Here is a 25,438-nt window from a genome sequence, read left to right as displayed (position 1 = left end):
TTTGACATGAAATTAAAGCTGTTACTCACTATTTCCGCCTTTTTATTCATTAATTCCTTAGGAGCGCAAAGCGCACGTTACCTGATCTCAGGTGTGGTCAAGGATGGAAGCACCGGTGAAACGCTTCCTCTAGCCACCGTTTTTCTTACAGGGACAACCTATGGCACCACCACAGATAAGGATGGTTTTTTTGAATTAAAAGTTTTTGAACCGGGCAGTTACGAATTAGTGGTGCGGTTTGTGGGTTTCGATACTTTTGTAAGGCCTGTACAATTGCTTCAACCCGAAGCACAAGCATTTGAGATCGTATTACAGCCCGAGAGCATCAATTTGGGTAGTGTAGAAGTGACGGATAAAATAGACAAGGAGTGGCGCCAGAACTTGGCAACATTCAAGCGGGAGTTTCTAGGGACAACCGAGAATGCTGCTAGCTGTAAAATTCTTAACGAGGAACAACTCAATTTCTTCTACAACAAAGAGACAAGGGTATTGCAGGCATTTTCTTCCGAGCCCATTAAGATCGAGAATAAGGCCCTTGGCTATACCATCGATTATTACCTTGAAGACTTTATGATCGATTACAAGAGTAATTTGATTCGCTACTTTGGCTTTACTCAATTCAAAGATACCAAAGAGAGCAACAACAATAAGAAACGCTTCATCAAAGCACGCCAAAAGGCTTATTTGGGATCAAGAGAGCATTTTTTCAAGGCACTCTATGACGATCAGCTGGATGAAGCAGGCTATGAGGTAATGACAGCTCGGGATGTCGAAGGACTTGGCAGAGCGGTAACGGCAAGGAAAGTCGACCTGTATGATTCGCTTACAGATGGCAAAACGTCGATTTCAAAAGTGTTGTCTTTCACAGACTTTATTTACATCACCTATACCAAAGAATTAGAGTCGCAGGCCTTTACAGGTAGTCAAGGAATGAATGCATCTGGCAATTCAAGCAGACTGCCTCAGCGAAGCTGGATCAAACTATTTGATTTGAGTGATCCGATTCGTTTTGAACAGAATGGATACATTATCAATCCAATTTCATTCCAATCCAATGGGTATTGGGGTTTTGAAAAGGTCGCCGATATGCTGCCAACGAATTATGAACTCAAGGAACCTTAGAGCCTTCTAAAGTCTTCCATTACTGCTGTATTTAATGGAATATCACTGAATATTTCCATGATCTTTGCCCCATTTGCTGGTGCATAAAAATCGCTAAGTGCGGCTTTCAATTCATCTTCATTGCGAACGGCAGCATAGTCCAAATGGAATTCAGCAGCCAGTGATTGAGCGTTTAAGCCGTGTGGAGTCAAAAACAATTGTTCATGCGCTTTTTGTGCCTTTGGTCCTGGAATCATATCAAAGATTCCACCACCGTCATTATTCAGTAAAATGATGCGCAATTGGCTGAGGTCTTCATTGTGCCAAAATGCATTCCGATCGTAAAAGAAAGCCAAGTCGCCTGTGACGAGTACATTCAGTTCATTACTGGCCAATGTAGCACCCACCGCTGTGCTTGTAGATCCATCGATGCCGCTTGTTCCTCGATTGCAAAAAACGGAGCAGTCTTTCTTAAGGTCGCCAATCAAATTGGCGTAACGCACGCTCATGCTGTTGGCCAAGTGCAACTGACCTCGGTCGGGCAGGGCCTTGAAGCAATGGAAAAGGGCTTTGAATTCACCAAAGGGAGCCTCGGCCAAGAACTTGCTTTTCTTACCTTCAAATTCAGAATCCAGCGCACGCAATGGATGTGATGAAGTATTCGAATGTCCAATCAGAGGAACCAATTGTTGAAAAAAGGTACTGGCCTTAAGAGGAATTAACTTACTAAGCTGTTGCAGGGTATCGTTTAGGCGATCACCTTCTTTGATGTGCCAATGCTCTTGTGGAGGATTAGCTCTTAGAAAAGTTTTTAGGTTTTTCGAGATCAACGAATTGCCTATAGTCACCAGTAGTTCGGGAGAGGCGATCTTTCCTTCTTGATCATTGCGCAGGATGGACTCATGGTTTTGAATCACTCCACTGAATCCATGTTGATTACCAGTTACCTCGTTGAGAATGAGGACATCTTTGCCAAGTTGTTCCAGAACAGCACCCAGTTTTTCATCTTTGGGCTGTTGACCAACGACGAGCCATTTAGTTTTCGCTTGATTCCAACGCGTGGCGTAAAGCTCAACTTCTTCCTTGCGGAGCTTACTTTCTATTATGGGGCGTTGAATGAGCCTCGTGGGTTCAAAGGAGATCTCTTCGCCTGGCAAAGGATAAAAAGGTTCTCTTATCGGGACATTGATGTGAACCGGACCTGCCAGAGCACCATTAGATTTGAGAATGGCCTCATTAACGATTCTATTGCAGTGCCACCTTGCATCTGGATGAGTGGAACCATCAACAGGTAACTCAAAAGTGGCCAACACATGCTTGCTATAAATGCCTTGTTGGTTAATTGTTTGACCGTCGTATTGATCGATCCATTCTGGTGGTCGGTCAGCAGTCAGAATGATCAATGGAATTTCTTGATAATATGCTTCGGCAACAGCTGGTGCATAGTTCAAACCGGCAGATCCTGAAGTGCAGATGAGGACAGTCGGCAACTTTTTCTGCTGCGCAATGCCCATGGCGATAAAAGCAGCAGCTCTTTCATCCGGGATGATATGCGTGGTGATTTCAGGATGGGCTTCAAAGGCTAAACTAATTGCGGCTGATCGAGAACCGGGTGAGATCACTGCATTGCGTATTCCATGTCCAACGCAAATAGAAACAATATCAATGATGTGTGGCAGTATCAAGAGTTCCTGTTAATCTTATTGAGCAAAGTGTTGCACTTCATTTCAGTTTCAAGGTACTCTTTTTCAGGTACAGAATCTTCAGTTACTCCGGCACCAGCATAGAGGATAGCAGTATCACTGAGTAATTGCATGCAGCGCAGGTTGACAAAGATTTCTGTTTTATTTTCCATATTGACCGGACCCAAATAGCCCGAGTAAAATCCTCTATCCAAATCCTCGTTATGGTTTAAGAATTCTAAAGCAGGTGTTTTTGGCATACCGGCTATGGCAGCGGTCGGGTGGAGTAATTCCAGCATTACGGAAGGCAATTCGGGAAAATTGGTTTCTTCCATATTCACTCTGAAAACTGTCTTGAGATGGAGTAAATCGCCAGCAATAGTTGTCTTTGGTCCCCTTTCTTCATAATCCCGTAACCTGATCTTTTTAAAGCAATTGATGATGTAACGACTGACCATTGCCTGCTCCTCAATTTCTTTTTGATTCCAACTCGTTTCGCTAATGGGTTCGTCTGCGTTTCTTTTTCTTGTACCAGCAAGCGATACAGTTGTAAACCAATTTCCCTCTGTTGAAATCAATACCTCAGGGCTTGCACCTACCCATGTTCCCTCTTTTGGAAGAGAAACAAAGGAGACAAAGGCGTTGGCATAGTCCTTACACAAGGTCAAGAACAATTCTGCGGCATCAAAGGCTTCCGTTAACGCCACGGCTTTGGATCGTGCAGGTACTACTTTTTCGAATTCGCCATCTTTGATCGCCTGAATTGCCTTGTCGACAACTTGTCGATAATCGGTATGGCTTGGATAAACGACATGATTATTGGTGAAGTAAGGCGTTTCATGAGCGCCGGAGGAAAGGCGTTGTTGCAATAATTTGGAAAAGGCTTGTCCTTGGGGTGTACTAAGTCCGGCACTTAAAGTCTCTTCGTAATCAAAGGAGATGTTGATGTCACTTTGAATGAAAAATTTTGATTCCTCGGTGTTGAATTTTGAAAATATAAATCCAGAAGGAAGCTCCTTAAGCTCTACTCGATCGAGTCGTTGAACGTCTTTAAAGGAGCAGATGAAATTGATTTCGTGTTGGTTAGGGGAACGCCACATCGCCATAGGTAAGCCCAGTTCATAGGCTGAGGTAATGCACGCGTTAAACACTTCGAGTTTCGTGAAACTCGATAAGTTCATTGTCTCCGTTATGGTGTTTGCCTTTACTGTCAATGCTTTTTATCCATTATGGCCATGGTAATTCGGCTGATGCACACCAGTCTATTATCCTCGTCACTAATTTTGATCTCCCAAACCTGCGTTTTACCCCCAATATGAATTGGAAGGGCAGTGCCCGTCACATAACCCTCTCGAACCGATTTGATGTGATTGGCATTCACTTCAAGCCCGACAGCATACTGCTTGTCTAAATCCAAGGTCATCGTTGCGGCGATGCTACCCAATGTCTCAGCTAGCACCACGGAAGCTCCGCCATGTAACAAACCAAGTGGCTGCTGTGTTCGATGATCGACAGGCATTTTTCCAGTCAGGGAATTGCCCTTGATCTCCGTTAGTTCTATACCTAAATGTTCAACCAATGTGTTTTGGCTTAAGGCATTCAATCTTTCTATAGTTGCTTCTTTAGGAAACATTGATTTTATGATTTAAATCTTAGTTTTGCCGCGGACTGAGCAAAAATACGAGAAAAGCATGACCAAAAAAATATACCTGACCAGGCATGGAGAAACAGACTTTAATAAAAGGGGAGTTGTGCAGGGTAGTGGTATTGATGCCGATCTAAATGCGCTGGGTCGAAAGCAAGCGGAAGCCTTTTATCAAGCGTACAAAAACCATCCCTTTGACAAGTTATATGTCTCAGGCTTAAAGAGAACCTCTCAATCCATGGAGCAGTTCATTGCTTCAGGAATGGCTTTTGAGGCCTTGGAAGAACTCAACGAAATTTCTTGGGGCAATAGAGAAGGGCAGGCCTTCAATGCAGCGAATGATCGTTATTACTTCGAAATGATCAATAAATGGCGAAATGGTCAGACAGATTTTGCCATAGATGGGGGAGAAAGTCCTGAACAAGTGGCAATGCGATTAAGTAGGGGCCTTCAAAAGATCATGGCAAGGGAGGAAGAGAAGGAGGTGTTGGTCTGTATGCACGGAAGAGCATTGAGGATATTGCTGACACTTATGCTAAACTATCCGCTAAGCGCAATGGACCTTTTTGAACATCAGAATTTGTGTTTGTATGAGTTGGAGTACGCAGGTTCTTTTTTTAAGCTTAATAGGTTCAATGCGACTGATCATTTAACCCATTCAGCCGGTTAAGGGCAATTCTGGCTTTTAAGGCTATGCTATCTTCATAAGAATGACCTTTCGTTTTCAAAGCGAGCTCGTAATACGTCAATGCGCTTTTCTTGTCATTGGTCAATTCGGCTAAATGGCCCATTTGCAAGTAGCTATTTGCGCGGATATAGGAATCTTTGTTTAACTCTTTTGTGTTGATCAGTGCGAGAAATGCTGTGTTGGCTTTTTCAAAATCATTGGTCAATTGGAAGTAGCGTCCTTTTCGGTAGCGGAATTCAATGCTCTCTGATGGTGTTAATTTCTTGATTTCCAGGGTATTGATGAGTTGACTTGCTTATTCAAAAGCACCGCCATCTAAGGAATACCTTAATTGTAGAATTGTTGGATTCTCCTCGTCGATATGGCTCAGCAATTGAGCAGCATTTCGATCAATTTCGGTCATATTCCCCCCTTCATTGCGTGCTTGTTCAAAAAGAGCTGTCGCTTGTGCATTGTCTGAATTCTGAAACCACAGACAAAGGCCTGATTTGAGTAAGGCGTCTTTTCGGTTACTCATGTTTTGGCGCTGTAGATACTACCCGTAGGAATTGAAAGCCGTATCGTATGAACCTAGTAAGAAGTAGGATTCGGCCAGTAGATAGCGTTTGATCTCCAACTGATCGTTCAATAATTTAAAATTATCCAAGGCTTCTCTTGCCTTGTGCTGCTTCAATGCAACCAGTCCTTTCACATAAGCAAATAGGCCGTAATCCGGTAAGCCGTTGGTGTCGGGAGTTAGCTCCAACACATAAGCGTCGATCATCGCCAAGATCAGTTGACTTTCCAAGGCCCACGGTTTCTCAAGCGTTAATGTGCTTTTTAGCTGCTGATAACCTGCCTGAAAGTCGCCACGCATTCCGAAGAGGTTTAACATCCATTGCCTATTTTCAGGAACGAGGTCAAGCACCACCTGGAGTAATCCAAGCGTGCGAGAATTCAAATGGAAGCCAGGGTATTGCGCTCGATTCTCCTCTATTCCAAACTTGGCCTTTCGCAAGCTCCAAAAGGCAGTCCATTGGTCTTGGTATTTGGTGGCAACAAAAGCCCATTGAAGTAGGATCTCAGCAGCATAAAAGCCTTTGGTAGCCTCATCAGGGAACGATTCGATAGCTCTGATTCTTTCCTCAAAGCGAGTGGTAAATGTCTCATAAAAGGCTTCATTTCCTGCTAAGATCAGCTGAGCGCAGTCAGTCAAATGCTCAACGTAAAGGTCATGCAAGCCTTTCTTCGACTTGGAATCAGAGATGGCTCGGCTTTGATCAAAGGAAAGGTCGAGCAAAGCAGTATAGGCGGATTGAGCATTGACCTGAGTAGAAAGAAGGCAAATAAAAAAGGATAGATCAGCAGACCTATCCTTTCCTTAATATCATATCGATTGACCAACCTTAAGCCTTTGCTTTTTTAGTGGTTGTCGCTTTTCTGCTTCTTCTTGGTTTTTTCTCCTCGGCAACGATCTCGTCAGTTACCTCAGCTAATATTCTACCGCAGTGCTCACAAACGATCAGTTTCTTATTCTCTCGGATATCAGCCTGACGTTGCGGAGGAACAACATTGAAGCAACCACCACAAGCACCTCTACTCACAGGAACAACGGCTAAGCCATTGCGTGCATTGTCTCTCAATCGCTGGTAGGAGGTTAAGAGTCTTTCTTCGATTTTCTTGGTCGCTTTTTCTCTCTCCGCCAATAATTTCTTCTCATCGGCTTCGCTTTCCTTGGTCAAGACCTCAAGTTCGCTTTTCTTGTTGTCAAGGTCTTTACCTCTTTCTGAAAGCACTTCTTTGGTGTTTTCAATCTCTACTTTCTTCGTTTCGATCTTGGCACCGGCCTCTTTGATTCTTTTTTCAGAGATCTGAATTTCTAAGTTTTGAAGTTCCATCTCCTTTGTGATGGCATCATACTCTCTGTTGTTTCTCACATTCATCTGCTGCTCTTGATACTTTTTGATCAAGGCTTCAGAGTTTTTGATTTGTGTTTTATGATCAGATATGTTGCCTTCTAATTCAGCTAGTTCGCTTTCGAACTTTTCTATTCTTGTTTGAATACCTGCAATCTCATCTTCAAGATCTGCAACTTCATCGGGTAATGCGCCTCGTACTTTTTTGATCTCATCCAATTGAGAATCAATAGATTGTAAAGATTTAAGCGCGTCTACTTTTTGTGCAACTGTATTTTCCATTGAGTAAGTTTTAGAAGTATTTTACGGGATTCGTATTCACCTCTGACAAATAGGTTGCAATATTAGTAAATTTTTCGCTGAGAAACGTACCAATTAAGTCTTTTGTAAATACTTCACTTTCATAATGACCAATATCAGCGATCATCGTTTTTCCTTCGCCATCAAAGTACTCATGGTACTTAAAATCGGAGGTTACAAAGACATCAGCTTTTTGCGCCATAGCTGCTTTGAGTAGAAAGCTTCCTGAACCTCCACAAACAGCAACCTTCTGAATGGTTTCACGCTGGAAAGCGGTGTATTTGATGGTATTCAGCTGCATCGAAGCCTTTAGGTGTTGAAGAAAGTCTTGCACCGAAAGAGGGGAAGGCAGCTCACCGATCATGCCGCTTCCGACTTCTTGATGGGAGTTTTGAAGTCTGGTAATGGAATAGGGCACTTCTTCATAAGGATGTGCCGATTTCATGGCTGCTAGAATGCCCTGCTGAAGATGGCTCGGGAATAGAACTTCTACGCGGTCTTCGTTGACCTGTTCTTGAACCCCTTTTTTGCCAATGGTTGGGTTGGCTAGCTCGGTGGGTTGAAAGGTTCCGATACCATTCACTTTGAAGGAACAATTGGTGTAATTACCGATAGTTCCTGCACCGGCTTCGTGGATAGCCGTCAAAACAGTTTGCGTATGTTCGATGGGAACAAAAAACTCGAGCTTTTGGAGAATCTCAGTTTTGGGAACGAGAATTTTCAGATGTTGAAGCCCAATTTTCTTTGCGATCATGGCATTTACTCCATGATGAACATTGTCAAGGTTGGTGTGTAGGGCATAGATGGCAATGTCATGCTTGATCGCTTTGATAATGGTTCTCTCCACATAATTTGATCCGGTCAACTTTTTAAGCCCGCTAAAAATGATCGGATGATGGGCAACGACAAGATTTGCACCTTTTTTTAAGGCTTCTTCAATAATTTCTTCGGTACAGTCTAGCGTAACAAGAATACCCTTTAGTTCATCATTCGAGTTTCCGGTAAGTAGGCCAGAATTATCGTACGATTCTTGGTAGCTTTTTGGTGCCCATGATTCGAGGGTATGTAGGATATCACTGATTTTTGGCATATTTGACTTATTCTTTCCTGCTTAAAAGTAACAGCAATTCGCATGAAAATACTAAGATGGATGCTCTTTCCCTTCGCTCAGCTCTATGCGCTGACCATGGCCATCCGTAATTTCATGTTCGATATCGGTTTTTTTGAACAAACACAATATCCCGTTCCGATCATTGCAGTAGGGAATTTGAGCACAGGAGGAACCGGGAAGACGCCATTTGTTGAATACCTAATTGAGTTACTCCCGAAGGAGAAAAACATTGCGGTTTTAAGCAGAGGCTATGGTCGAAAGACTACCGGTGTTTTGTTTGCTGACGATCAGTCAACTGCGGACTCTATCGGAGATGAGCCTTTTCAACTATTTAGAAAATTCGGTGACCGGGTGCTGATTGTGGTAGCAGAAAAGCGAAGGCAAGGAGTTGACGCACTACTTCAACACAAGCAAACACCAGACCTTATCTTGCTCGATGATGCTTATCAGCACCGCTGGGTCAAAAGAGACCTTAATATCCTATTGACCTCCTATGCACAACCGTTTTTCGGTGACTGGACCTTACCGACAGGGAACTTACGAGAATCACGTTTCGAGGCAAAAAGAGCTGACATGGTAGTGGTAACAAAATCTCCAGATTTAGATCCCGAAAATAAGTCAGGCTATGAAAGAAGAATCAAAAAATTAGCTGGGGATGCCGTGTTGCTTTTTTCGACGATTACTTATGGTCACCTGCTCCCAGCTTTTGATCAAGTAGAAGGCGAGGTGGATGAAGTTATCACTTTATGCGGAATCGCGAACCCAAGTCCTTTTTTGGACTACGTCGGGCAACAGTTCTCAGTCCAAGACCAGCTCGTCTTTCCGGACCATCATGCCTTTACGCACGAGGAATTGGATAGCCTACATGTTAAACTTTCAAAAAATACCCTGCCTATCGTAACTACAGAAAAGGATATGGTACGACTTTTGGCTTTCAAAGAACATGACCTATTTGAGCAACATAGGCTCTTCTATATGCCGATCGCGTTACAAATGGATAACAGGGAACTATTGATTCAGCAGGTAATGAAACTTGTGTGATAGCCTGAAAAAGTGTTTCGAATTAGTATTTTTGGCGGTGCAAAAACGTGTATTTTGGTTGATCGGGATGCTGTTGGTTTACCAATTGGCTGAAGCTCAAAACGTAAGGATTCAAAGTCAGGATGTCAATAGAGACTCCATTGCCGCCTTGCGTAATGCAAAGAGTTTGCTCAATCCTGAAGAAAAGAAGGGCTATGGCCCAAACAGCACACGTTATACTTACGAAGAGAATTTCAAATACAATGACATTGTCTTCATTTCGCCTGATACCTTACCGGAAAACACCCATCGTTTCAATGACCTGGCCGAATTCGATTTTTTGATTCAGAACTTAGGGAACCTCGGCACGGCGGTACAAAATCTAATCTGGGATCCTGAAGTAAATTCCGGAGCAACGGCAGGTTACAGGAGCTTCGATCGTTTCTATACAACACCTGAGCAGATCAAGTATTTCGATACACGGTCTCCATTCACTTCGATCAGTGCGGATTTTGGATCCGGTGGGAGGGCGCGAACCAATGTGCTCTTTTCATTGAACGATAGCATCAATTTCAATTTTGGATTTGCTTACAATAACATTCGAGCAGACAAGCAACTGGCCTATTTACAAAGAGGAGATTTCCATGTGAAAAGCACAGATTGGAACATGTTCGGATTCCTACGTCCCAAAAAAATACCGCAGTACCTCCTTCTTTTCAATTTCACCCAATTCCGTCACGAGATCGACGAGCAAGGCGGTATTCTTGATCCCTCGATCAACCCGAACGACACGACAGATATTTGGGATTATCGGGACGAAAACGTCATCCTGGATGATGCCACAAGTCTGGAAAAAAGGGGAGGACTTCATATTTACCAGCAGTTTGAGCTGGATTCAATTTTTCAATTGTATCATGTGGGCACCTATCAGGAGCAATTGGTTCGGTATTATGATGTTTATGACCTGACCGGTTCGGATTCGCTGCTGTATAGTCCCGGTTTATCGGGCTTGGTAAATGACACCATCAATGAAAGAACGACCTTTCGAGTGGTGGAGAATGAAGTAGGCTTCAAAGGAAGAACAAAGCGGTTCTCTTACACCCTAAATTATAAGAACAGGTGGTTGCGTAATGAAATTGCCAGAACAGGAGAGCGGATCAATGAAGTGGAAAACTATGTTGGCGGTACGTTGAGACAACAGATCACCCCAAAGATCTTTCTAAGGGCTTCTGCAGAGCTTGGTTTGCAAGGGAACTATGCCGTGGTCGGTAATTTTACAAGTGCCTTTTTTGTTGCCGAATACAAACGTGTGAGCCGAAGGCCAACATTTTTTGAACAACGATATGTAAGTCAACAACAAGAATGGCGGAACGATTTCGTGAATCAGACCAGCGATAATTTTTATGGAGAGTTACGCTTAAAACTTGGGGATGTGTTGTTTCAACCTTTTACACGTTTCAATGTCATCTCCAATTACATTTACTTAAACGAATTTAAAGAGCCAGAACAGGCAGGAAGTGAGATTGTCTTACTCAATCCGGGCATTAATCTACGTTGGCAGATTGGCCCTCGGGTCACCTTGAAGAACTCCTTGCTTCATACCATTGTATCGGGTGGATCGGCCGAAAAGTACCCGGCACCTGCTTGGCTCAATACCTTTCAATTGGCCTATAGGAACTCGTTATTTTCTGGCAAAATGATGATTCAGACGGGCATTGATGTCCACTACAGGAGTGCGTATTTCGCACCAGCCTATAATCCTGTTTATCAGCAGTATCATTTGCAAACGACAGACAAACTGGATGGTTTCGTCCATGCAGACCTCTTCTTTAATTTCAAGGTCAAAAGCTTTCGCTTCTTTGCCAAAATCGCTCATATCAATCAAGGAGCTCCTTTGGGAAGTGATGGTTACCTGATCACACCCTTATATCCAGGTATGCGAAGAACCTTCGATATGGGTGTGATCTGGCAGTTTTTTGATTAGAATTACTTCTGGAATAAGGAGAAGTTAAGTCCCATGTTGATCACATGTTTCAACTGAATTTCTCTCGAGAATGTACCGTCGCCCTGAGCGATCAAGATATCGTCATCATAAATGAGCTGCAGAGCCGCTGATGCATTGAACCAATCGTTGACCTTTGCTGTCAATAGCATGTCAATGTTGGTATCTACATTCCCAAAGGTCTCGTAGTTAGAGAAAAACGTAGCAGCGCCTTTAAAAGAGATATTCTCGGCGATTGGCAATGAAGTTGTCAATACGATGCTAGCACCAAATTCATAACGAACATTCTCTCCCGGAGTCACTCCAAAATCTCCATTCGCCGCCAAGGCATCATCCATCACTAGAGTGACTTTTCCTGCCGCTGGAGCGAATTGTGCGGTAAACCGATCATTAGGATCATAGGTAAAACCTAGATTCAAGTTCAAATAACCAGGCGCTAGGAAGTTTGAGATTTTCGTTGCGATCTCACCACCTGGGTTGTTGGGGTCAGCTGCAAAAGTTTGGCCTTCTAGAAGTTGAGTTCTAAAGACAGCGACGGCACTATACGCCCATTTGGGTTTGAATTTGTGCGAATAAGAAGAGGTTAAAATGATGTTATCATCTGTTTTTCTAAAACTCTGTTCACCTACTTTGGCACCGCCTAAGGCGAAATCTACTTGATGCACCCATTTTACAGCACCTTTTGTTCGCGTGTATTTTGTGTAATACACTGTTCCGAGCGAAATGGAATTTTCACCCCCGGCAGCCCAGTTGGAAAGACCAACATTGGCAAAGTTAACACCTAATGATCCTTCTTTTTTCACCACCACTGAATCGGCATTCTGCGCGAAGGCAATTGTTGCACCGAAAAGGAAGATGAAGCTTAGTATTAGTTTCTTTATATTTTTTGGTTGATAGATAGAATAAAAAATTTCGTCCAAAAATGAGAACATTCATGGATAGTTACAAACATTCTAATGGCGGATTGATTTGTAAGGTCTTGATTGAAGATGTCGAAACAGTCCATAACTTTGTCAAATGGAACAAACCACGAATACTACGTTAGGGCTTCAATTACCTACAGATCCAAGATGGGCAAATGTCGCTGAAATGAATATTGAAGATATTCTGGTTGACCATGCCTATTGTGAACAAAAAGCCGCCACCTCCTGCATCTCGCTAATTGTCCAATTTCCTGACAAAGATGAGTTAGTGGATGTAATGACGCCGGTTGTTGCAGAAGAATGGAGCCATTTTGAGCGTGTGATCGAACAGCTCAAAAAGAGAGGCATGAAGCTAGGGAAGCAACGAAAGGACGAATACGTTCTTCGATTACAAGGAATTTTAAAAAAGGGGGGTAGTCGCGAAGAGCAACTGGTTGAAAAGCTTTTGATGAATGCATTGATTGAAGCACGCAGCTGCGAACGATTCAAAACGCTTCATGAGCATATTGCTGATGAGGAACTGAGTAAATTCTATTACGAATTGATGGTCTCCGAAGCGGGGCACTACAAGAACTTTCTTCAACTGGCCAAGTCCTACCTACCAGAAAAAAAAGTGAAGCAGCGCTGGAAAGAGTTTCTCGCTGCAGAGGCAGAGATCATGTCTACCTTAGAAGCGCGTCCTGATCGCATGCATTAAGTTTTACGCTTTTTCTTCTTAGCGGCAGGGAAGAGAATGTTGTTTAGGATGAGGCGATAACCCGGAGAGTTTGGGTAAAGGTTCAGGTCAGTAGGCTCCTCTCCAACACGGTGTTGGTAGTCTTCCGGATCGTGGCCACCGTAGAAAGTCCAAAAGCCTTTACCAAATACGCCATGAATGTATTTCGCTTCGTCTGCCGCAAGCGTTTCACCCATCACTACCACATCGGGCTTGATCAGTCTACTCTTATAAGAGGTGGTCTGGCCATAGAACCCTTTGATCAAATTCGTATGATTTTGGGTTAGCATGGTTGGGACGGGATCCCATTTTGCAGAAAACTGAAATAGTTTGAAGTAATCATTTCCTTCGTTTAGGGCTCTTTGCCTTCGGGATTCGGTATTGTCAATATCGGAGAACTCATACTCCAGCGGGTCTTTTCTTAATTTGAAGTTTTCGAAAGCAAAAGTTTTACTGAAATCGAATTTACTTTCTGCTGTAGGATCTGCCGGGTCACCATCAAACATTGCCTCAATAAAATCGACGCCATCCGCGGCTAAGGCAATGTCGAACGAATCCGTTGCGGAACACATGGCAAACAAGAACCCTCCGCCTACCACAAAGTCACGGATCTTATGTGCCACCGCCAGACGCAATTGCGACACCTTGGCAAAGCCATGTTTTCTTGCCGATGCCTCATAATCGCGTTGCTGCTGAATGTACCAGCTATAGTTTTTGAAGCTCGCATAGAATTTACCGTACTGCCCTGTAAAATCTTCATGGTGAAGGTGCAGCCAATCGTAGGCCGTGAGTTCGTCTGCCATCAACTCGTCATCGTAGACTACATCGTAAGGAATCTCCGCATAGGTTAGTGCAAGTGTAACGGCATCGTCCCAAGGCATTTTGCTTTTAGGGGTGTATACAGCGATTTTTGGAGCTTTTTCAAGTCGCATGACATCCATATTCGACGAGGGAGAAGATAATTGCTGTTCCAACTGTGCGGCCTGTGCGTCGGAGATGACTTGGTAAGAGACACCACGAATGATCAACTCATTTTCAATACCTGTTAAACCGGGCAATAAAAAACTTCCGCCTTTGTAATTTAACATCCATTGAATTGTTTCGTCTTTATCTAAAACCCAATAGGCAATACCATATGCCTTGAGGTGATTTGTTTGTGTTTCATCCATAGGAACCAATAGTCTATTGGCAAAACCAGGGATGAAACAGGTAAATAAGAGTAGCAATAAGATCGTTTTCCTCATTTCGACTTGTCTTTGGACCGTTTAACGTTGGAATCGGTCAATTTAAGGATAAGTTGTCAACTTTTGGTAAATGGAAGATTACCTTTATAACGTCAAAAACCGCTCATTGATCAATGAATTTTGCAGAAAATGTACGAGAAGGACTAAAGTCCATTAAATCAAATGTCTTAAGAACCTTCCTTACGGGGCTGATCATCGCCATTGGCATCGCTTCACTTGTCGGGATGCTGACCGCTGTTGATGGCATTCGAAGTGAAATCGACTCTAGTCTTTCCAACCTCGGCGCCAATAGTTTTGATGTCAATTCTAGGTCATCGGGAAGAAGAAACAGGGGTGGCGTTAAAGAAAAATCCTATGAGCCGATCAAATTTGACCAAGCGATGCGCTTTAAGGAGATGTTCGAGTACCCATCTACGACCACGGTTTATACCAACGTAACAGGTTCGGCTGAGATTAAGTATGGTCAGAAAAAAACAAACCCCAATACATCCATAACCGGTGGGGATGAGAATTACTTTGCCATTAAGGGAATCAATATTGAAAAGGGCAGGAACTTCTCCTCATTAGAAACCCAATACGGTAACTATGTCTGCATTTTAGGAACAGAGATCGTCAAAGCGCTGTACGATGAGAATGAAGAACCGATAAACACCACCATAAAGATTTACGGTAATAATTACCGCGTCATTGGCGTACTTGAGGAAAAAGGAGGCTTTGGCGGGCAAACAGAAGAGGATCGTAACATCATCATTCCATTGTTAAATGCAAAGCGCTTGGATAGACGGGGTTTCATGCGTTTTAACATCACGACCATGATCGAAAATCCTGAAGACATTGATTACGCCATGGGAGAGGCCACGGGTTTGATGCGAAAGATCAGGAATGACAAAATAGGAGAGGAAGATACCTTCGAGATCGAGCGAAGCGATTCGGTCACCGAAGCGCTCGATAATATCACCAATGGTATGCGTCTTGGTGGCTTTGCCATTGGGGCAGTGACCTTGTTGGGAGCAGCCATTGGTTTAATGAACATCATGATGGTGAGTGTGACAGAACGCACAAGAGAAATTGGAATTCGAAAGGCACTGGGAGCTACCCCCAAAAGAATTAGGCAACAGTTTTTGATCGAGGCCATTGTGATCTGTCAGATCGGTGGCATTGCCGGGGCTTTCTTAGGTATTGGAATTGGGAATGTGCTGGCCAATTTCTTGGGTGGAACTTTTGTCATCCCTTGGGTATGGATCACTGTCGGGCTGGTCATTTGTGTAGTAGTTGGACTAGTATCCGGCTATATTCCTGCCAATAATGCATCTAAGATGGATCCTATCGAGTCCTTAAGGTTCGAGTAATGGATTAACGGTATTCACCAATGATGAAAAAGCCACGCATGTCCGTGGCTTTTTTTATCTTCAATAAACTTTTTCATTATGGATTTCAGCGAACCACAACACAAAAAGGTCATCGGCATTATTTACATCATTTTTAGTGCGCTTGGCCTTTTGGGTATCTTTTTTTACGACTATTTCATGACCATCATTCTCGACTTCGCGGCCCAAGAAGATCCAGGAGTTCAGGATGCCGCATGGGTTTTTGAATTGATTTCAGGCTTTATTTGGGCAATTGCCATTCTCTTCCTCGTCCCTCGTTTGATCGTAGGCTTCGGATTAGCACAAAGAAAGAAATGGGCAAATATTCCAGGATTGGTCTTCGGGGTGATCAGTCTGATCAATATCCCTTTGGGTACGTTGCTCGGCATTTACGCCATTTTAGTCTTTACCGCGAAACCGTCGGATGAGGTTTAACTCATTGAGCAGGAACGTAAATGACCTTTTTGGTCTCAAAGAACTCCTCTTCGAAGTAGCGGGGTAGATCGAAGGTCTGAATATTCTTAAGCTTTGATTCCTTGAGCTCTTCTGAGAGATCGCCTCCCTTCAAATAAAGCAAGCCGTTTGGCATGGATGAATGCCTACTCTGTGCTTTGATGTTTTTTCTAACCCAAGGATAGAATCTACCCAGCCTGGTGACTGCTCTGCTGATGATGAAGTCGTATTTGCCTTTGACTTGCTCGGCTCGGATCTGCTCTGCCTTCACATTGGTAAGGCCAAGTCCCTCAGCTACCTCGTTAACCACTTTGATCTTTTTTCCAATGGAATCAATCAAATGAAAGGTTGATTCCGGGAACATGATGGCCAAGGGAATGCCGGGAAAACCTCCTCCAGTACCCACATCGAGCAGCTCGCTTCCAGGAAGAAACTGGCGAACTTTGGCAATACCTAAGGAGTGCAAAACGTGTTTTTCTTCGAGGTTATCAATATCTTTTCTGGAGACGACATTGACCTTTTCGTTCCATTCCTTGTACAAGGAGGGTAGCGCTGCAAATTGCTCTTGTTGCTTTTCACTGAGCTGGGGAAAGTAGTGATTCACCAAAGACATGCTACAAAGGAACAGAATATTTACGTGCCGTAATGCTTAGATATGGTCTTTCTTATTTTTGACTAGATCGTACATGAGTTCCCGTGCACGATGAAGTTGTGCCTTAACTGTACCTAGGGGGGCATCTAGTTCTTTGGCGATCTCATCGTAGCTCAATTCGTCAAAATACCTCAGTTTCACGAGACGCTGGTATTTAGCAGGTAATTTGGTGACAAACATCCGTACTAATTCGATCTTTTGTTCTTTGATGGCCTCTTCCTGCGGGTTGAGGTTTTTGTCCTCTACATCAATCGTCACCGCATCTCCATTGTCGTCTTTGTACGAGGAGTGAATGCTCATGGTGTCTAACCTTTTCTTACGGATGAAGTCAATTGTATTGTTGGTGGCAATACGGAACAGCCAGGTACTGAAGGTAAAGTCCTTTTTGAATTTATGGAGATTTTTAAAGGCTTTGGCAAACGCTTCAATGGTCAGGTCCTCTGCATCATCGACATTGCGAATCATTTTCAAGACCATGTGGTAAACCGGCTTTCTGTAACGTTTTAAAAGATCTGCATAGGCCTGCTCATCTTCGCCTGAAACGGCGAGATCTATTAACCTAAAATCCTCTAATGCTTTTTCAGAAAACTGTTTTCTGCTTTCCATTCAATCTGTTTTGCTGCTAATGACCTTATCCCTATGAATGCAAGCCAAAGTGGATAACACTGCTGTACCCATGGAAATGACCAATGAGAAAGTATTGTTTCCAGTTTTTGACCTAAACGCCTAAAGATAACATAAAATGACAAGCTTTGAATACCAAGTATCAATATCGCTGCCTGCCCTTGTCCGGTAATAATCGTGGCCAAAAATAAGGCCAAGCTACTTCCCTGAAGTAACGGTAAAATGGACGAAATCGTTTGGGCTTTGAAAGAATAATTGGCCCCAATAGCCAGGTGCCTGATCTTTTGTTTGATGTAGGAAGACCAGTCTTTTTCGGGATAGCTCTCTACTCGGCTTTCAGGGGAAAGAGAGACAAGAGTATTTTCTTTTGTACAAATGGCCTGAGCAATCAGGCCGTCATCTCCTCCAGGCAATGCGGCAATCCTTTCCAGCAAGCCGATAGGGTATCTATCTTTTTTTACTGCCTAATTGCGCCCTACGGCCATATAGGGAAGTTTTCGGGTAGCAAAACCAAGGTATTGAATGGCAGTAAGGGTTGTGTCAAATTGAATCAATCGGTTCATCAAACCTGTGCGACTGGAATAACCGCCGAAACCCAGAACGACTTCGGTCTTTTGGCCAATTTTTTCTGTCATTCGACTGACCCAAAGATCGCTTTGAGGTAAACAATCGGCGTCGGTAAAAAGCAAGACGTCCTTTGTCGCTCTCTGGATTCCTTGCTTTAACGCATACTTTTTGCCATTCCAGTTTTCGGGTAGCTCGTCGACCCTAATGGTTTTTAACCAAGGGGTATCTTTGAACTGTGCCAATAGGTTGGGGGTGTCATCGGACGATCGGTCATCGATCACAATCACTTCAAAGTCAGGGTGCTGTTGTGTTTTGAGTCTTTCCAACAAGTTGGGCAGGTGCTCACCTTCATTTCGAGCTGCAATGATCACTGAAACAGATGTGGCATAATGAACAGCTGATCTTTTGGCGTTTACTGCCCAATATAACCAAAGCACCAGTGCGATGTGCACAACAACAATTAGGATAAAAAATGTTAAAAGCACTTGGTCCATGTTGAAAGCTTGATTTCGAAAGAAAGAAGAATTCGCCTTTCCTGCTATTTTTGTGCCCAGAAAGTTCACTATGCAGTTCAAACTACAGGCAGAAGATAAAGGTAGCCAAGCTCGTGCCGGGCAGATCGAAACGGCTCATGGGACCATCCAGACCCCCATTTTTATGCCGGTGGGCACAGCGGCTACGGTCAAGGCTGTTCATCAGCGTGAACTTGAAGAAGATATCAAGGCACAGATCATCTTGGGCAATACTTACCATCTGTACCTAAGGCCTGGATTGGACATTATTGAAAAGGCAGGAGGTTTGCATGGGTTTAACGGCTGGAACAAACCCATATTGACCGATTCCGGAGGGTATCAAGTCTACTCGCTTTCAGGAACTGGTCGGAAGATCAATGAGGAAGGGGTTACCTTCAAGTCCCATATTGACGGTTCCAAGCATGTATTCACCCCTGAAAATGTCATGGACATCCAACGCACCATCGGTGCTGACATCATCATGGCCTTTGATGAGTGCACACCCTATCCTTGCGATTATGAGTATGCCAGAAAGTCAATGGAAATGACGCATCGCTGGCTTAAGCGATGCTGCGATCGCTTCGATGAGACAGAGGGTAAATACGGCTATTCACAAAGCCTTTTTCCTATTGTACAAGGTTCAACATATTCCGACTTACGAAAGAGATCAGCAGAAACCATTGCCTCTTTTGAAAGAGAGGGCAATGCGATCGGCGGGCTGTCCGTCGGCGAACCTGCTGAGATGATGTATCAGCATACAGAAGAGGTTTGTGCCATACTCCCTAAGGACAAACCTCGTTATCTCATGGGCGTCGGAACGCCGGAGAATATTCTGGAATGTATCGCCTTGGGTATTGACATGTTCGATTGTGTGATGCCGACTAGGAATGCAAGGAATGGTATGTTATTTACCTCAGAGGGTATTTTGAACATGCGGAATGAAAAGTGGAAAGAAGATTTCTCTCCGATCGATCCAAATCTGGGAGGTTATGTCAGTTCATTTTATTCTAAGGCTTACCTGAGGCACCTGATCCATAGCAAAGAAATTCTTGGTGCTCAGATCGCTAGTATTCACAACCTAAGCTTCTACCTTTGGTTGGTGAAGGAAGCGAGAGCACATATTTTAGAGGGTACTTTTGCAGATTGGAAACGCATGATGGTGAAGAAGGTCACCACGAGGCTATGATGCGGATTTTAGACCGATACATACTCAAAAAGTTCCTGACTACTTTTCTATTTGTAGTCGGTATTTTGGTGTCCATCATCCTCATCATCACCTTCTCAGAGCGCAATGAAAGTTTCATTAAGAATGACGTGCCAGCGACTGAAATACTGCAGTATTTCCTTTCTTATGCTCCTTATATCGCCAATTTACTCAGTCCGATCACGGTTTTTATCGCCGCTGTATTTGTTACCTCTAAGCTAGCGCAACATACCGAGATCATTGCCATTTTGAGTGGTGGCGTCAGTTACCCTAGATTGCTCCGGCCCTTTATGCTCGGTTCGGTGATCATTGCTATGGTCAGTTTTGTTTTCACCGGTTGGATCATTCCGGATGCTAACAAGTTCAGGGTCGCTTTTGAGCTTGCCTACTTTGACAAGGAATTCAATTTTTCCGACCGCAATGTGCATTTTAAAGTGAGTCCGACGAGCTATGTCTATTTGAGGAGTTATGATTCTCGAAGAGATGTTGCCTATGGATTCACCTTAGAAGAGATCAAAGACAAGGAGGTGGAATTTAAGTTTGCTGCCCGTGAAATTCGTTGGGACACCTTAAAAACCGCCTGGGTAGCAAAGGATTGGAATTTGAGGAGATTTGAAGGAACCAAGGAACTCTATACCTACAAAAATGTCGACGACACGGTGTTGACACTAAACATGGAACCTGATGATTTTGGGAATATGAATTCCTACGAACAAACCCTAACCATTCCAGAACTAAAGGACTACATCGCAGAACTTAGGATGAAAGGGGCCGACAATATTCCAATCTACGAGATAGAGAATTTAGTCCGCTATATGTCGCCTTTCGCTGCCATTATCCTCACGTTTATCGGGGTCATTTTATCCTCTCGCAAAACACGTGGTGGTGTTGGGTTTCAGATCGCTTTGGGCTTCCTGATCGCCTTCATCTACATCCTGCTTTTTATTGCTGCGAAAAGTAACGCAGAGACGGGTTCGTCAAATCCGATCTTTGCCATTTGGTTACCGAATATACTCTTTACCATCATCGGCTTCATTCTCTACCGCCTAGTACCAAAATAATGCAGGAAGCCACCATCAAAGACTATGTAAAGCTACATTGGATCGTTTTTCTCTGGGGTTTTACTGCCATTCTGGGCAATGAGATGACCATCCCTGCCATCGATGTCTCTATGTACCGTACGGGAATTGCGGCTATCATTCTTTTTGCCTTTATGCGCATTAGAAAAAAGGCCTTTGATGTGCGCTGGTCAGAAGTCTGGCCCTTGTTACTCACCGGTGTGATCATAGGTAGTCACTGGTTTCTGTTTTTTGAAGCTGCACGCTTATCCACTGTTTCGGTTACATTAGCCGGTATGGCTACAGCGACATTTTGGGCTAGCCTCATTGAGCCCTTGGTCAAGAAGCGAAAAATTGCTCCCGTGGAAGTAATTCTCGGATTGATTGTGATTTTCGGCTTGTATTTGATCTTTCGATTTGAGTTCACGCATGCTCTGGGCTTATCGGTTGCCATTTTTTCAGCTTCCTTGGCTGCATTGTTCTCCGTTTTGAATTCCAAGTTCGTAGAGCGCCACAATCAATACGAGATCACACTATACGAGATGATCGGAGCTACCTTGGGTATGGCCTTGGTCATTCCCATCTACAAACCTTGGGTATTACAGGAAGGTCTTCTTTATGCCATACCAAATTTACGAGACTGGTGTCTTCTCGCCATTTTGGCCATTGTGTGTACGGTATATGCATTCAGTGTGAGTGTTGAATTGATGAAGCGAATTTCCGCCTTCATGGTCAATTTGACGATTAATTTGGAGCCTGTCTACGGTATACTGCTCGCTTTAGCCATTTATGGTGAGAAGGAACAGATGAGCAATGGTTTTTATTATGGAACTCTTGTCATATTAGGTGCGGTATTGAGCTACCCGTTCTACAAGCGAAGAAGACGCAAACGAGCGGAAAGAAAAAAGGCGTTAATGAATGGATAAATAGCGTTGCCCTTCGTTTAGTGCGCTACCTTTTGGGTCGTTTTCCTTTACTTTGAAGCGTGTTGGAATAGAAATTCTACCAGTTGGACTTCCCTTGTAGACCATAAAATGCAAGTGACTGCCAGAAGCCCAGCCTGTATCACCCGCTAAGCCAATGACGGTTCCTGACTCAACTTGTTGACCAATTTGGACCAGTGCACCGTTTTGCTTTAAATGAAAATAGTCTGCGAGGGTCCCATCTTCATGCAATATTCGGACGTAGTTCGCCAAGTCATTGCACTCTGCGCTCGGGCAGCCTTGATTTGAATCTTCCTTTACATCCACTACTAGACCCGTTCGTGCGGCAGATACTTCGGTGCCTTCCGGCATGGTAAAGTCGAGCGCATATTCGTTTTGATGTGAAGAGGCACCCATATAGCCTTGAGAAAGTAAGTAGGTGCTGCCTTCTGGGAAGGGCAGGACGTAAATATATTCTTCATTATGTTGTGCATTAGCATCGCCCATGTAATAACTATAGCTGTACTTATAACTCCAAGTTCTGCCTTCTGGAATGGCAAAGGTGGTCAATGCCACACTATCCGACTGAGCAGGTAGTACAAAGAAGTCGGGGAGCTTTTCGGTCAACTTTAACCCTTTCAATACGAATTCAATGCGAATCGTTAGTGGGTAGTACTGATCGTTGGAGCCCAGGAGTTTTAGCTCATTTTCCTGTTGCACAAAAATCAAGGAAGGCGCCTTACTGTCTTCCTGTGCATGAACCTTGCTCACATAGAAGAGGAGGCAAGTGACTAGTACGAGGCTATATCGGAAATACACGGTGCCAATACTTACTCAATTGTGTGTCCAGTTGTTGTGGCTTTTCATCAAAAATTCCAAAAACACTTGATCCAGAACCGGTCATGCTTGCATATCGAGCACCTTCCTTGTAGAGCATTGATTTGATCTCGGCAATTTCTGGAGCGATTTGAAAGATGCTTTCTTCGAAGTCATTGGTTAATTGTTCCTTCCAAGCATCGAGGTCTTTTGAACTAACCAAGGACTCCAAGTCAACTCCCGAAGTTTTGGGCGTTACCCCAGCGTATGCCTCTTTTGTTGAGATATGAATTCCTGGATTGATCAAGACCATCCAATAACTACTAAGGTCAAGTGCAATGGGTTCTAAATCTGTTCCTGTGCCGGTCGCTATCGCAGGAGTATTGGCGATAAAAAAGGGACAATCACTTCCGAGTTGTTCGGCGTACGTGACGAGAAACGAATCATCCAAATAGAGTTGAAAGTACTCATTCAATGCGCTGAGCATAAAAGCCCCATCTGCAGAGCCACCACCAAGTCCCGCCCCAATTGGGATTTGTTTCAACAGATGGATCTCGATTGGTGGCAGTTGAAAGTCTTTTTTTAGCAATTGGTAGGCTTTCAAGACCAAATTCTGTTTGGAGTCTCCAGGAATGGCAATTCCTGAGGAACTAAACGAGGTCTTCTTGGCTTCAACAAATTCTAGCACGTCATGAACGGGAATAGGATAGAAGCAAGAGTTGATGGCATGATAGCCATTGGGCAGTTTTTCAGTGATCTGAAGTCCGAGGTTTATTTTGGCGTTTGGGAAGCAGATCATTGATCGTAAGCGCTAGTGGATAAAGGCTGCTGCATTCTGAGTTTATTTCAGAATCTGTCGGATTAAAAAAGCATGCCCTGAACCCAGTTCAGGGCGATTTGCTCTTTACTCTTTTTTCAATTGTTCGATCAAAGCATCGGTGATCCCAGATGAAGAGAATCCACCGTCATGATATAAGTTCTGCATGGTCACCATTTTGGTGAAATCCGAGAAGAACATGACCGTGTAGTTTGCACAATCTTCGGCTGATGCATTCCCTAGAGGGGACATCTTATCTGCGTAATCGAAGAACACATCAAAACCCCCAACACCTTCTCCGGCTGTGGTCATGGTCGGTGATTGTGAGATGGTATTCACACGCACCTTTTTCAATCGCCCAAAACGCTCGCCATAACTTCTTGCTATGGACTCCAGAAGTGCTTTGGCTTGTGCCATGTCTGAATAATCAGGGAAAGTACGCTGAGCTGCAATGTAGGATAGTCCCATGATAGAGCCCCACTCATTCATCGCATCTAATTTTTCTGCAGTTTGCATCAAGCGGTGGAAAGACATCGCCGAAACATCAAGGCTTTTCACCATCCAGTCATAATTCAAATCACCATAAGCCCTTCCTTTTCGAACATTCGGACTCATACCGATCGAATGAAGGATGAAATCGATCTTACCACCCAAAACCTCCATCGATTTGGTCAATAGGTTCTCTAGGTCTTCCATTGAGGTGGCATCGGCAGGAATTACCTCTGCTCCACCACATTCTTCTGCTAATTTGTTGATTTCCCCCATTCTTAAGGCAATGGGCGCATTGGTTAAGGTGAACGATGCCCCTTCGGCATGAGCAACCTGCGCTACTTTCCAAGCGATGGAGCGATCATTAAGGGCTCCGAATATGATTCCTCTTTTTCCTTTCAGTAAGTTATGTGACATAGCGGTTATTCTTTGGTCGCGTAAAAATAGGATTTAAAGTCGGAAGTCGGAAGGTCAGGGCCTTCACAAGATGACTTTTCCATAAATGCTCACCCCTGTCGATGAACCGGGGTTCATTTTAAGCCGTAAAATTAGAACTCTTGCAAATAGTAATTGCCTGCAATGACCCAATTGCTCGTGGTATCAATGCCTACGAGTTCAGCAAAACGTTCATTACTTCTGCCTTTTTGCACTTCTACGCGTTCAAAGCCTGAACCTACAGGGCGATGCAAATAAAAGTGCTCTCCCTCTTGAATCAGTTCCTCTATGGCAATTTGCGCAACGGCATCATCGGTGATCACGATCTTTGCCTCTATGAAAGTACCCACTTTAATATTGATGGATTCATCATCAAGGTGGCCGTGTATCCTCAGCCGGTTATTAACAATGTCAGGATTGATCAAGTAAACCTCTCCTGAATATTCAATGGAACTACCGGGCACGTTGAAACTTATTTTCTGGCCAATTTTAACTCTGTCGGCATGCTTGGAAAAGATATCGAGCTCTAGGTGTTTGTGGTTTTTATTCAACAGCTCGACCAGGGGCTGGTTCTCTGTCACATATTGGCCATTTGTGATCCATAGCTTGCTAATTTTCGCATCAAAAGGAGCAGTCAGTGTAACTTCTTTAACCGGTCCATTTGCTAAAACCTGATCGGCCGCTATGCCCAATAGACTCAAGTGTTCTTTGCTGCTGGTGTAAGCAATTTCGGCCAGGTCTCGTTTGACTTTGATCTCATTCAGTTCACGTATGGAAGTCGCTCTATTATCCAGAAGCTGGTTTTTACGATCCAATTCGGTTTGTTGAAAATCCATGTCTGCCTTTGCGCGCAACAGTTCTTGCTGTAAGCGGATGAGATCCGGATGGCTTAATTTGGCGATCACTTGTCCTTTTTTCACTTCTTCACCTTGAATGACATTGATGAAGGTCACTTGAGCAGCCAAATAGCTATGCATTACTTTTCGTTCCATAGGAGGGACATCAATCACCCCTGTACAATAGATCTCCTGATTCAAGGCGTCTACATTGAGCTTGCCCACCTTTACTTCTTCGGGCGTTACAACGGCGCTTTGTCCGGCAGTTTGTTCAGGTTGATCACTTTGTTGCTGACAGGCGCCCAGAAGGAACATGGCAGTAAGAGTTGAGTAAAATTTGAATCTATTCATGGTAAAAA

Annotated in this window: 29 protein-coding genes; 11 read left to right on the top strand and 18 right to left on the bottom strand. The window is 43.8% G+C overall.

The genetic code is table 11. From position 1 onward, the window contains the following. The first annotated feature begins 6 nt into the window (after positions 1-6). Entirely contained in the window at positions 7-1,122 is a 1,116-nt protein-coding gene (locus AC2D6U_RS06890; RefSeq protein WP_484720219.1) for a carboxypeptidase-like regulatory domain-containing protein, read from the top strand. Here the strand turns inward: AC2D6U_RS06890 and menD are convergent. From menD to AC2D6U_RS06875, 3 genes are read right to left on the bottom strand one after another with little or no spacing between them, the layout of a single operon-like run. Next, the gene (menD, locus tag AC2D6U_RS06885; protein WP_484720218.1) at positions 1,119-2,786 is read right to left on the bottom strand and encodes a 2-succinyl-5-enolpyruvyl-6-hydroxy-3-cyclohexene-1-carboxylic-acid synthase; all 1,668 of its coding nucleotides are present in this window, start codon (positions 2,784-2,786) and stop codon (positions 1,119-1,121) included. The two genes, AC2D6U_RS06890 and menD, sit on opposite strands and share 4 nt — an antisense overlap. Then, positions 2,783-3,997, bottom strand: a complete 1,215-nt coding sequence (locus AC2D6U_RS06880) for a chorismate-binding protein (RefSeq protein ID WP_484720217.1) — start codon at positions 3,995-3,997, stop codon at positions 2,783-2,785. Before AC2D6U_RS06880 ends, menD begins: the two co-directional genes overlap by 4 nt. Further along, positions 3,994-4,416, bottom strand: coding sequence for a hotdog fold thioesterase (locus tag AC2D6U_RS06875; RefSeq protein WP_484720216.1), 423 nt, complete (start codon positions 4,414-4,416; stop codon positions 3,994-3,996). The genes AC2D6U_RS06880 and AC2D6U_RS06875 overlap by 4 nt, the downstream gene beginning before the upstream one ends. Before the next feature lie 58 nt (positions 4,417-4,474). Here AC2D6U_RS06875 and AC2D6U_RS06870 point away from each other — a divergent pair, with 58 nt between their 5' ends. After that, positions 4,475-5,098: a histidine phosphatase family protein gene (locus tag AC2D6U_RS06870; RefSeq protein WP_484720215.1), complete on the top strand. Its 624-nt coding sequence runs from the start codon at positions 4,475-4,477 to the stop codon at positions 5,096-5,098. Here AC2D6U_RS06870 and AC2D6U_RS06865 read toward each other — a convergent pair. The 3 genes from AC2D6U_RS06865 to AC2D6U_RS06855 all read right to left on the bottom strand — a co-directional run bounded on the left by AC2D6U_RS06865 (position 5,061) and on the right by AC2D6U_RS06855 (position 6,335). Beyond that, a complete protein-coding gene (locus AC2D6U_RS06865; protein WP_484720214.1) occupies positions 5,061-5,321 on the bottom strand; it encodes a hypothetical protein in 261 nt (86 codons plus the stop codon). The two genes, AC2D6U_RS06870 and AC2D6U_RS06865, sit on opposite strands and share 38 nt — an antisense overlap. Positions 5,322-5,411: 90 nt before the next feature. Further along, on the bottom strand, positions 5,412-5,633 hold the full coding sequence (locus tag AC2D6U_RS06860; protein WP_484720213.1) for a hypothetical protein: 222 nt from the start codon (positions 5,631-5,633) through the stop codon (positions 5,412-5,414). Positions 5,634-5,651: 18 nt separating this feature from the next. Beyond that, the gene (locus AC2D6U_RS06855; protein ID WP_484720212.1) at positions 5,652-6,335 is read right to left on the bottom strand and encodes a hypothetical protein; all 684 of its coding nucleotides are present in this window, start codon (positions 6,333-6,335) and stop codon (positions 5,652-5,654) included. Here AC2D6U_RS06855 and AC2D6U_RS06850 point away from each other — a divergent pair. Continuing rightward, complete coding sequence (locus AC2D6U_RS06850) at positions 6,330-6,455, top strand: hypothetical protein (protein ID WP_484720211.1); 126 nt, start codon at positions 6,330-6,332, stop codon at positions 6,453-6,455. The two genes, AC2D6U_RS06855 and AC2D6U_RS06850, sit on opposite strands and share 6 nt — an antisense overlap. A 46-nt stretch (positions 6,456-6,501) precedes the next feature. Here AC2D6U_RS06850 and AC2D6U_RS06845 read toward each other — a convergent pair whose 3' ends face one another. After that, entirely contained in the window at positions 6,502-7,293 is a 792-nt protein-coding gene (locus tag AC2D6U_RS06845; protein ID WP_484720210.1) for a zinc ribbon domain-containing protein, read from the bottom strand. Between the two features lie 10 nt (positions 7,294-7,303). After that, positions 7,304-8,401, bottom strand: a complete 1,098-nt coding sequence (locus AC2D6U_RS06840; protein WP_484720209.1) for a Nif3-like dinuclear metal center hexameric protein — start codon at positions 8,399-8,401, stop codon at positions 7,304-7,306. A 42-nt stretch (positions 8,402-8,443) separates the two neighbouring features. Between AC2D6U_RS06840 and lpxK the strand changes: the two genes are divergently transcribed. Both lpxK and AC2D6U_RS06830 read left to right on the top strand, forming a co-directional pair. Beyond that, positions 8,444-9,463, top strand: a complete 1,020-nt coding sequence (gene lpxK, locus AC2D6U_RS06835) for a tetraacyldisaccharide 4'-kinase (RefSeq protein WP_484720208.1) — start codon at positions 8,444-8,446, stop codon at positions 9,461-9,463. A 37-nt stretch (positions 9,464-9,500) separates the two neighbouring features. Next, positions 9,501-11,426 carry a putative porin gene (locus AC2D6U_RS06830; RefSeq protein ID WP_484720207.1) on the top strand — a complete coding sequence of 642 codons (1,926 nt, stop codon included), beginning with the start codon at positions 9,501-9,503 and terminating at the stop codon, positions 11,424-11,426. Between the two features lie 2 nt (positions 11,427-11,428). On the opposite strand, the gene AC2D6U_RS06825 is transcribed toward AC2D6U_RS06830, so the two are convergent. Beyond that, the gene (locus AC2D6U_RS06825) at positions 11,429-12,376 is read right to left on the bottom strand and encodes a DUF3078 domain-containing protein (protein ID WP_484720206.1); all 948 of its coding nucleotides are present in this window, start codon (positions 12,374-12,376) and stop codon (positions 11,429-11,431) included. An 85-nt stretch (positions 12,377-12,461) separates the two neighbouring features. Between AC2D6U_RS06825 and AC2D6U_RS06820 the strand changes: the two genes are divergently transcribed. After that, entirely contained in the window at positions 12,462-13,064 is a 603-nt protein-coding gene (locus AC2D6U_RS06820; protein ID WP_484720205.1) for a MiaE family protein, read from the top strand. Here AC2D6U_RS06820 and AC2D6U_RS06815 read toward each other — a convergent pair. Then, positions 13,061-14,326, bottom strand: coding sequence for an asparagine synthetase B (locus AC2D6U_RS06815; protein WP_484720204.1), 1,266 nt, complete (start codon positions 14,324-14,326; stop codon positions 13,061-13,063). The genes AC2D6U_RS06820 and AC2D6U_RS06815 overlap by 4 nt on opposite strands. 113 nt (positions 14,327-14,439) lie before the next feature. Between AC2D6U_RS06815 and AC2D6U_RS06810 the strand changes: the two genes are divergently transcribed. Together AC2D6U_RS06810 and AC2D6U_RS06805 are read left to right on the top strand one after the other, a co-directional pair. After that, positions 14,440-15,675 carry an ABC transporter permease gene (locus tag AC2D6U_RS06810; RefSeq protein ID WP_484720203.1) on the top strand — a complete coding sequence of 412 codons (1,236 nt, stop codon included), beginning with the start codon at positions 14,440-14,442 and terminating at the stop codon, positions 15,673-15,675. Between the two features lie 78 nt (positions 15,676-15,753). Further along, a complete protein-coding gene (locus AC2D6U_RS06805; RefSeq protein ID WP_484720202.1) occupies positions 15,754-16,128 on the top strand; it encodes a hypothetical protein in 375 nt (124 codons plus the stop codon). 1 nt (position 16,129) lies between these two features. Here AC2D6U_RS06805 and rsmG read toward each other — a convergent pair whose 3' ends face one another. From rsmG to AC2D6U_RS06785, 4 genes are read right to left on the bottom strand one after another with little or no spacing between them, the layout of a single operon-like run. Further along, entirely contained in the window at positions 16,130-16,759 is a 630-nt protein-coding gene (gene rsmG, locus AC2D6U_RS06800; RefSeq protein WP_484720201.1) for a 16S rRNA (guanine(527)-N(7))-methyltransferase RsmG, read from the bottom strand. A gap of 36 nt (positions 16,760-16,795) precedes the next feature. Then, a complete protein-coding gene (locus tag AC2D6U_RS06795; RefSeq protein WP_484720200.1) occupies positions 16,796-17,404 on the bottom strand; it encodes an RNA polymerase sigma factor in 609 nt (202 codons plus the stop codon). Continuing rightward, complete coding sequence (locus AC2D6U_RS06790; protein ID WP_484720199.1) at positions 17,368-17,856, bottom strand: hypothetical protein; 489 nt, start codon at positions 17,854-17,856, stop codon at positions 17,368-17,370. Before AC2D6U_RS06790 ends, AC2D6U_RS06795 begins: the two co-directional genes overlap by 37 nt. Positions 17,857-17,886: 30 nt before the next feature. Beyond that, on the bottom strand, positions 17,887-18,474 hold the full coding sequence (locus tag AC2D6U_RS06785) for a glycosyltransferase (protein WP_484720198.1): 588 nt from the start codon (positions 18,472-18,474) through the stop codon (positions 17,887-17,889). A 79-nt stretch (positions 18,475-18,553) separates the two neighbouring features. On the opposite strand from AC2D6U_RS06785, the gene tgt reads away from it, so the two are divergent. Genes tgt through AC2D6U_RS06770 form a run of 3 tightly spaced genes read left to right on the top strand, consistent with a single transcriptional unit; the run spans position 18,554 to position 21,689 of the window. Beyond that, the gene (gene tgt / locus AC2D6U_RS06780; protein ID WP_484720197.1) at positions 18,554-19,687 is read left to right on the top strand and encodes a tRNA guanosine(34) transglycosylase Tgt; all 1,134 of its coding nucleotides are present in this window, start codon (positions 18,554-18,556) and stop codon (positions 19,685-19,687) included. Then, positions 19,684-20,766, top strand: a complete 1,083-nt coding sequence (locus AC2D6U_RS06775) for an LptF/LptG family permease (protein ID WP_484720196.1) — start codon at positions 19,684-19,686, stop codon at positions 20,764-20,766. Before tgt ends, AC2D6U_RS06775 begins: the two co-directional genes overlap by 4 nt. Then, the gene (locus AC2D6U_RS06770) at positions 20,766-21,689 is read left to right on the top strand and encodes a DMT family transporter (protein ID WP_484720195.1); all 924 of its coding nucleotides are present in this window, start codon (positions 20,766-20,768) and stop codon (positions 21,687-21,689) included. The genes AC2D6U_RS06775 and AC2D6U_RS06770 overlap by 1 nt, the downstream gene beginning before the upstream one ends. Here the strand turns inward: AC2D6U_RS06770 and AC2D6U_RS06765 are convergent. The 4 genes from AC2D6U_RS06765 to AC2D6U_RS06750 form a co-directional block, all read right to left on the bottom strand. After that, positions 21,675-22,457, bottom strand: coding sequence for a M23 family metallopeptidase (locus AC2D6U_RS06765; protein WP_484720194.1), 783 nt, complete (start codon positions 22,455-22,457; stop codon positions 21,675-21,677). The two genes, AC2D6U_RS06770 and AC2D6U_RS06765, sit on opposite strands and share 15 nt — an antisense overlap. Positions 22,458-22,488: 31 nt before the next feature. Then, entirely contained in the window at positions 22,489-23,301 is an 813-nt protein-coding gene (gene ispE, locus AC2D6U_RS06760; RefSeq protein WP_484720193.1) for a 4-(cytidine 5'-diphospho)-2-C-methyl-D-erythritol kinase, read from the bottom strand. Positions 23,302-23,406: 105 nt separating this feature from the next. Continuing rightward, on the bottom strand, positions 23,407-24,225 hold the full coding sequence (locus AC2D6U_RS06755) for an enoyl-ACP reductase FabI (RefSeq protein WP_484720192.1): 819 nt from the start codon (positions 24,223-24,225) through the stop codon (positions 23,407-23,409). A 131-nt stretch (positions 24,226-24,356) separates the two neighbouring features. Beyond that, the gene (locus tag AC2D6U_RS06750; protein ID WP_484720191.1) at positions 24,357-25,430 is read right to left on the bottom strand and encodes an efflux RND transporter periplasmic adaptor subunit; all 1,074 of its coding nucleotides are present in this window, start codon (positions 25,428-25,430) and stop codon (positions 24,357-24,359) included. Positions 25,431-25,438 lie beyond the last annotated feature (8 nt).

The sequence above is a fragment of the Roseivirga sp. YIW32 genome (genome assembly GCF_057219245.1).
The sequence above is the reverse complement of the archived record's forward strand: the minus strand, read 5'-3'. Positions and strand labels throughout refer to the sequence as shown.

Excerpts from the sequence above, each read along its gene's own strand:
- AC2D6U_RS06890 (WP_484720219.1), top strand. The coding sequence starts at position 7 with ATGAAATTAAAGCTGTTACTCACTATTTCCGCCTTTTTATTCATTAAT.
- AC2D6U_RS06875 (WP_484720216.1), bottom strand. The coding sequence starts at position 4,416 with ATGTTTCCTAAAGAAGCAACTATAGAAAGATTGAATGCCTTAAGCCAA.
- AC2D6U_RS06870 (WP_484720215.1), top strand. The coding sequence starts at position 4,475 with ATGACCAAAAAAATATACCTGACCAGGCATGGAGAAACAGACTTTAAT.
- AC2D6U_RS06860 (WP_484720213.1), bottom strand. The coding sequence starts at position 5,633 with ATGAGTAACCGAAAAGACGCCTTACTCAAATCAGGCCTTTGTCTGTGG.
- AC2D6U_RS06850 (WP_484720211.1), top strand. The coding sequence starts at position 6,330 with ATGCAAGCCTTTCTTCGACTTGGAATCAGAGATGGCTCGGCTTTGATC.
- AC2D6U_RS06845 (WP_484720210.1), bottom strand. The coding sequence starts at position 7,293 with ATGGAAAATACAGTTGCACAAAAAGTAGACGCGCTTAAATCTTTACAA.
- AC2D6U_RS06840 (WP_484720209.1), bottom strand. The coding sequence starts at position 8,401 with ATGCCAAAAATCAGTGATATCCTACATACCCTCGAATCATGGGCACCA.
- lpxK (WP_484720208.1), top strand. The coding sequence starts at position 8,444 with ATGAAAATACTAAGATGGATGCTCTTTCCCTTCGCTCAGCTCTATGCG.
- AC2D6U_RS06825 (WP_484720206.1), bottom strand. The coding sequence starts at position 12,376 with ATGTTCTCATTTTTGGACGAAATTTTTTATTCTATCTATCAACCAAAA.
- AC2D6U_RS06820 (WP_484720205.1), top strand. The coding sequence starts at position 12,462 with ATGGAACAAACCACGAATACTACGTTAGGGCTTCAATTACCTACAGAT.
- AC2D6U_RS06815 (WP_484720204.1), bottom strand. The coding sequence starts at position 14,326 with ATGAGGAAAACGATCTTATTGCTACTCTTATTTACCTGTTTCATCCCT.
- AC2D6U_RS06810 (WP_484720203.1), top strand. The coding sequence starts at position 14,440 with ATGAATTTTGCAGAAAATGTACGAGAAGGACTAAAGTCCATTAAATCA.
- AC2D6U_RS06805 (WP_484720202.1), top strand. The coding sequence starts at position 15,754 with ATGGATTTCAGCGAACCACAACACAAAAAGGTCATCGGCATTATTTAC.
- rsmG (WP_484720201.1), bottom strand. The coding sequence starts at position 16,759 with ATGTCTTTGGTGAATCACTACTTTCCCCAGCTCAGTGAAAAGCAACAA.
- AC2D6U_RS06795 (WP_484720200.1), bottom strand. The coding sequence starts at position 17,404 with ATGGAAAGCAGAAAACAGTTTTCTGAAAAAGCATTAGAGGATTTTAGG.
- tgt (WP_484720197.1), top strand. The coding sequence starts at position 18,554 with ATGCAGTTCAAACTACAGGCAGAAGATAAAGGTAGCCAAGCTCGTGCC.
- AC2D6U_RS06775 (WP_484720196.1), top strand. The coding sequence starts at position 19,684 with ATGATGCGGATTTTAGACCGATACATACTCAAAAAGTTCCTGACTACT.
- AC2D6U_RS06770 (WP_484720195.1), top strand. The coding sequence starts at position 20,766 with ATGCAGGAAGCCACCATCAAAGACTATGTAAAGCTACATTGGATCGTT.
- ispE (WP_484720193.1), bottom strand. The coding sequence starts at position 23,301 with ATGATCTGCTTCCCAAACGCCAAAATAAACCTCGGACTTCAGATCACT.
- AC2D6U_RS06755 (WP_484720192.1), bottom strand. The coding sequence starts at position 24,225 with ATGTCACATAACTTACTGAAAGGAAAAAGAGGAATCATATTCGGAGCC.
- AC2D6U_RS06750 (WP_484720191.1), bottom strand. The coding sequence starts at position 25,430 with ATGAATAGATTCAAATTTTACTCAACTCTTACTGCCATGTTCCTTCTG.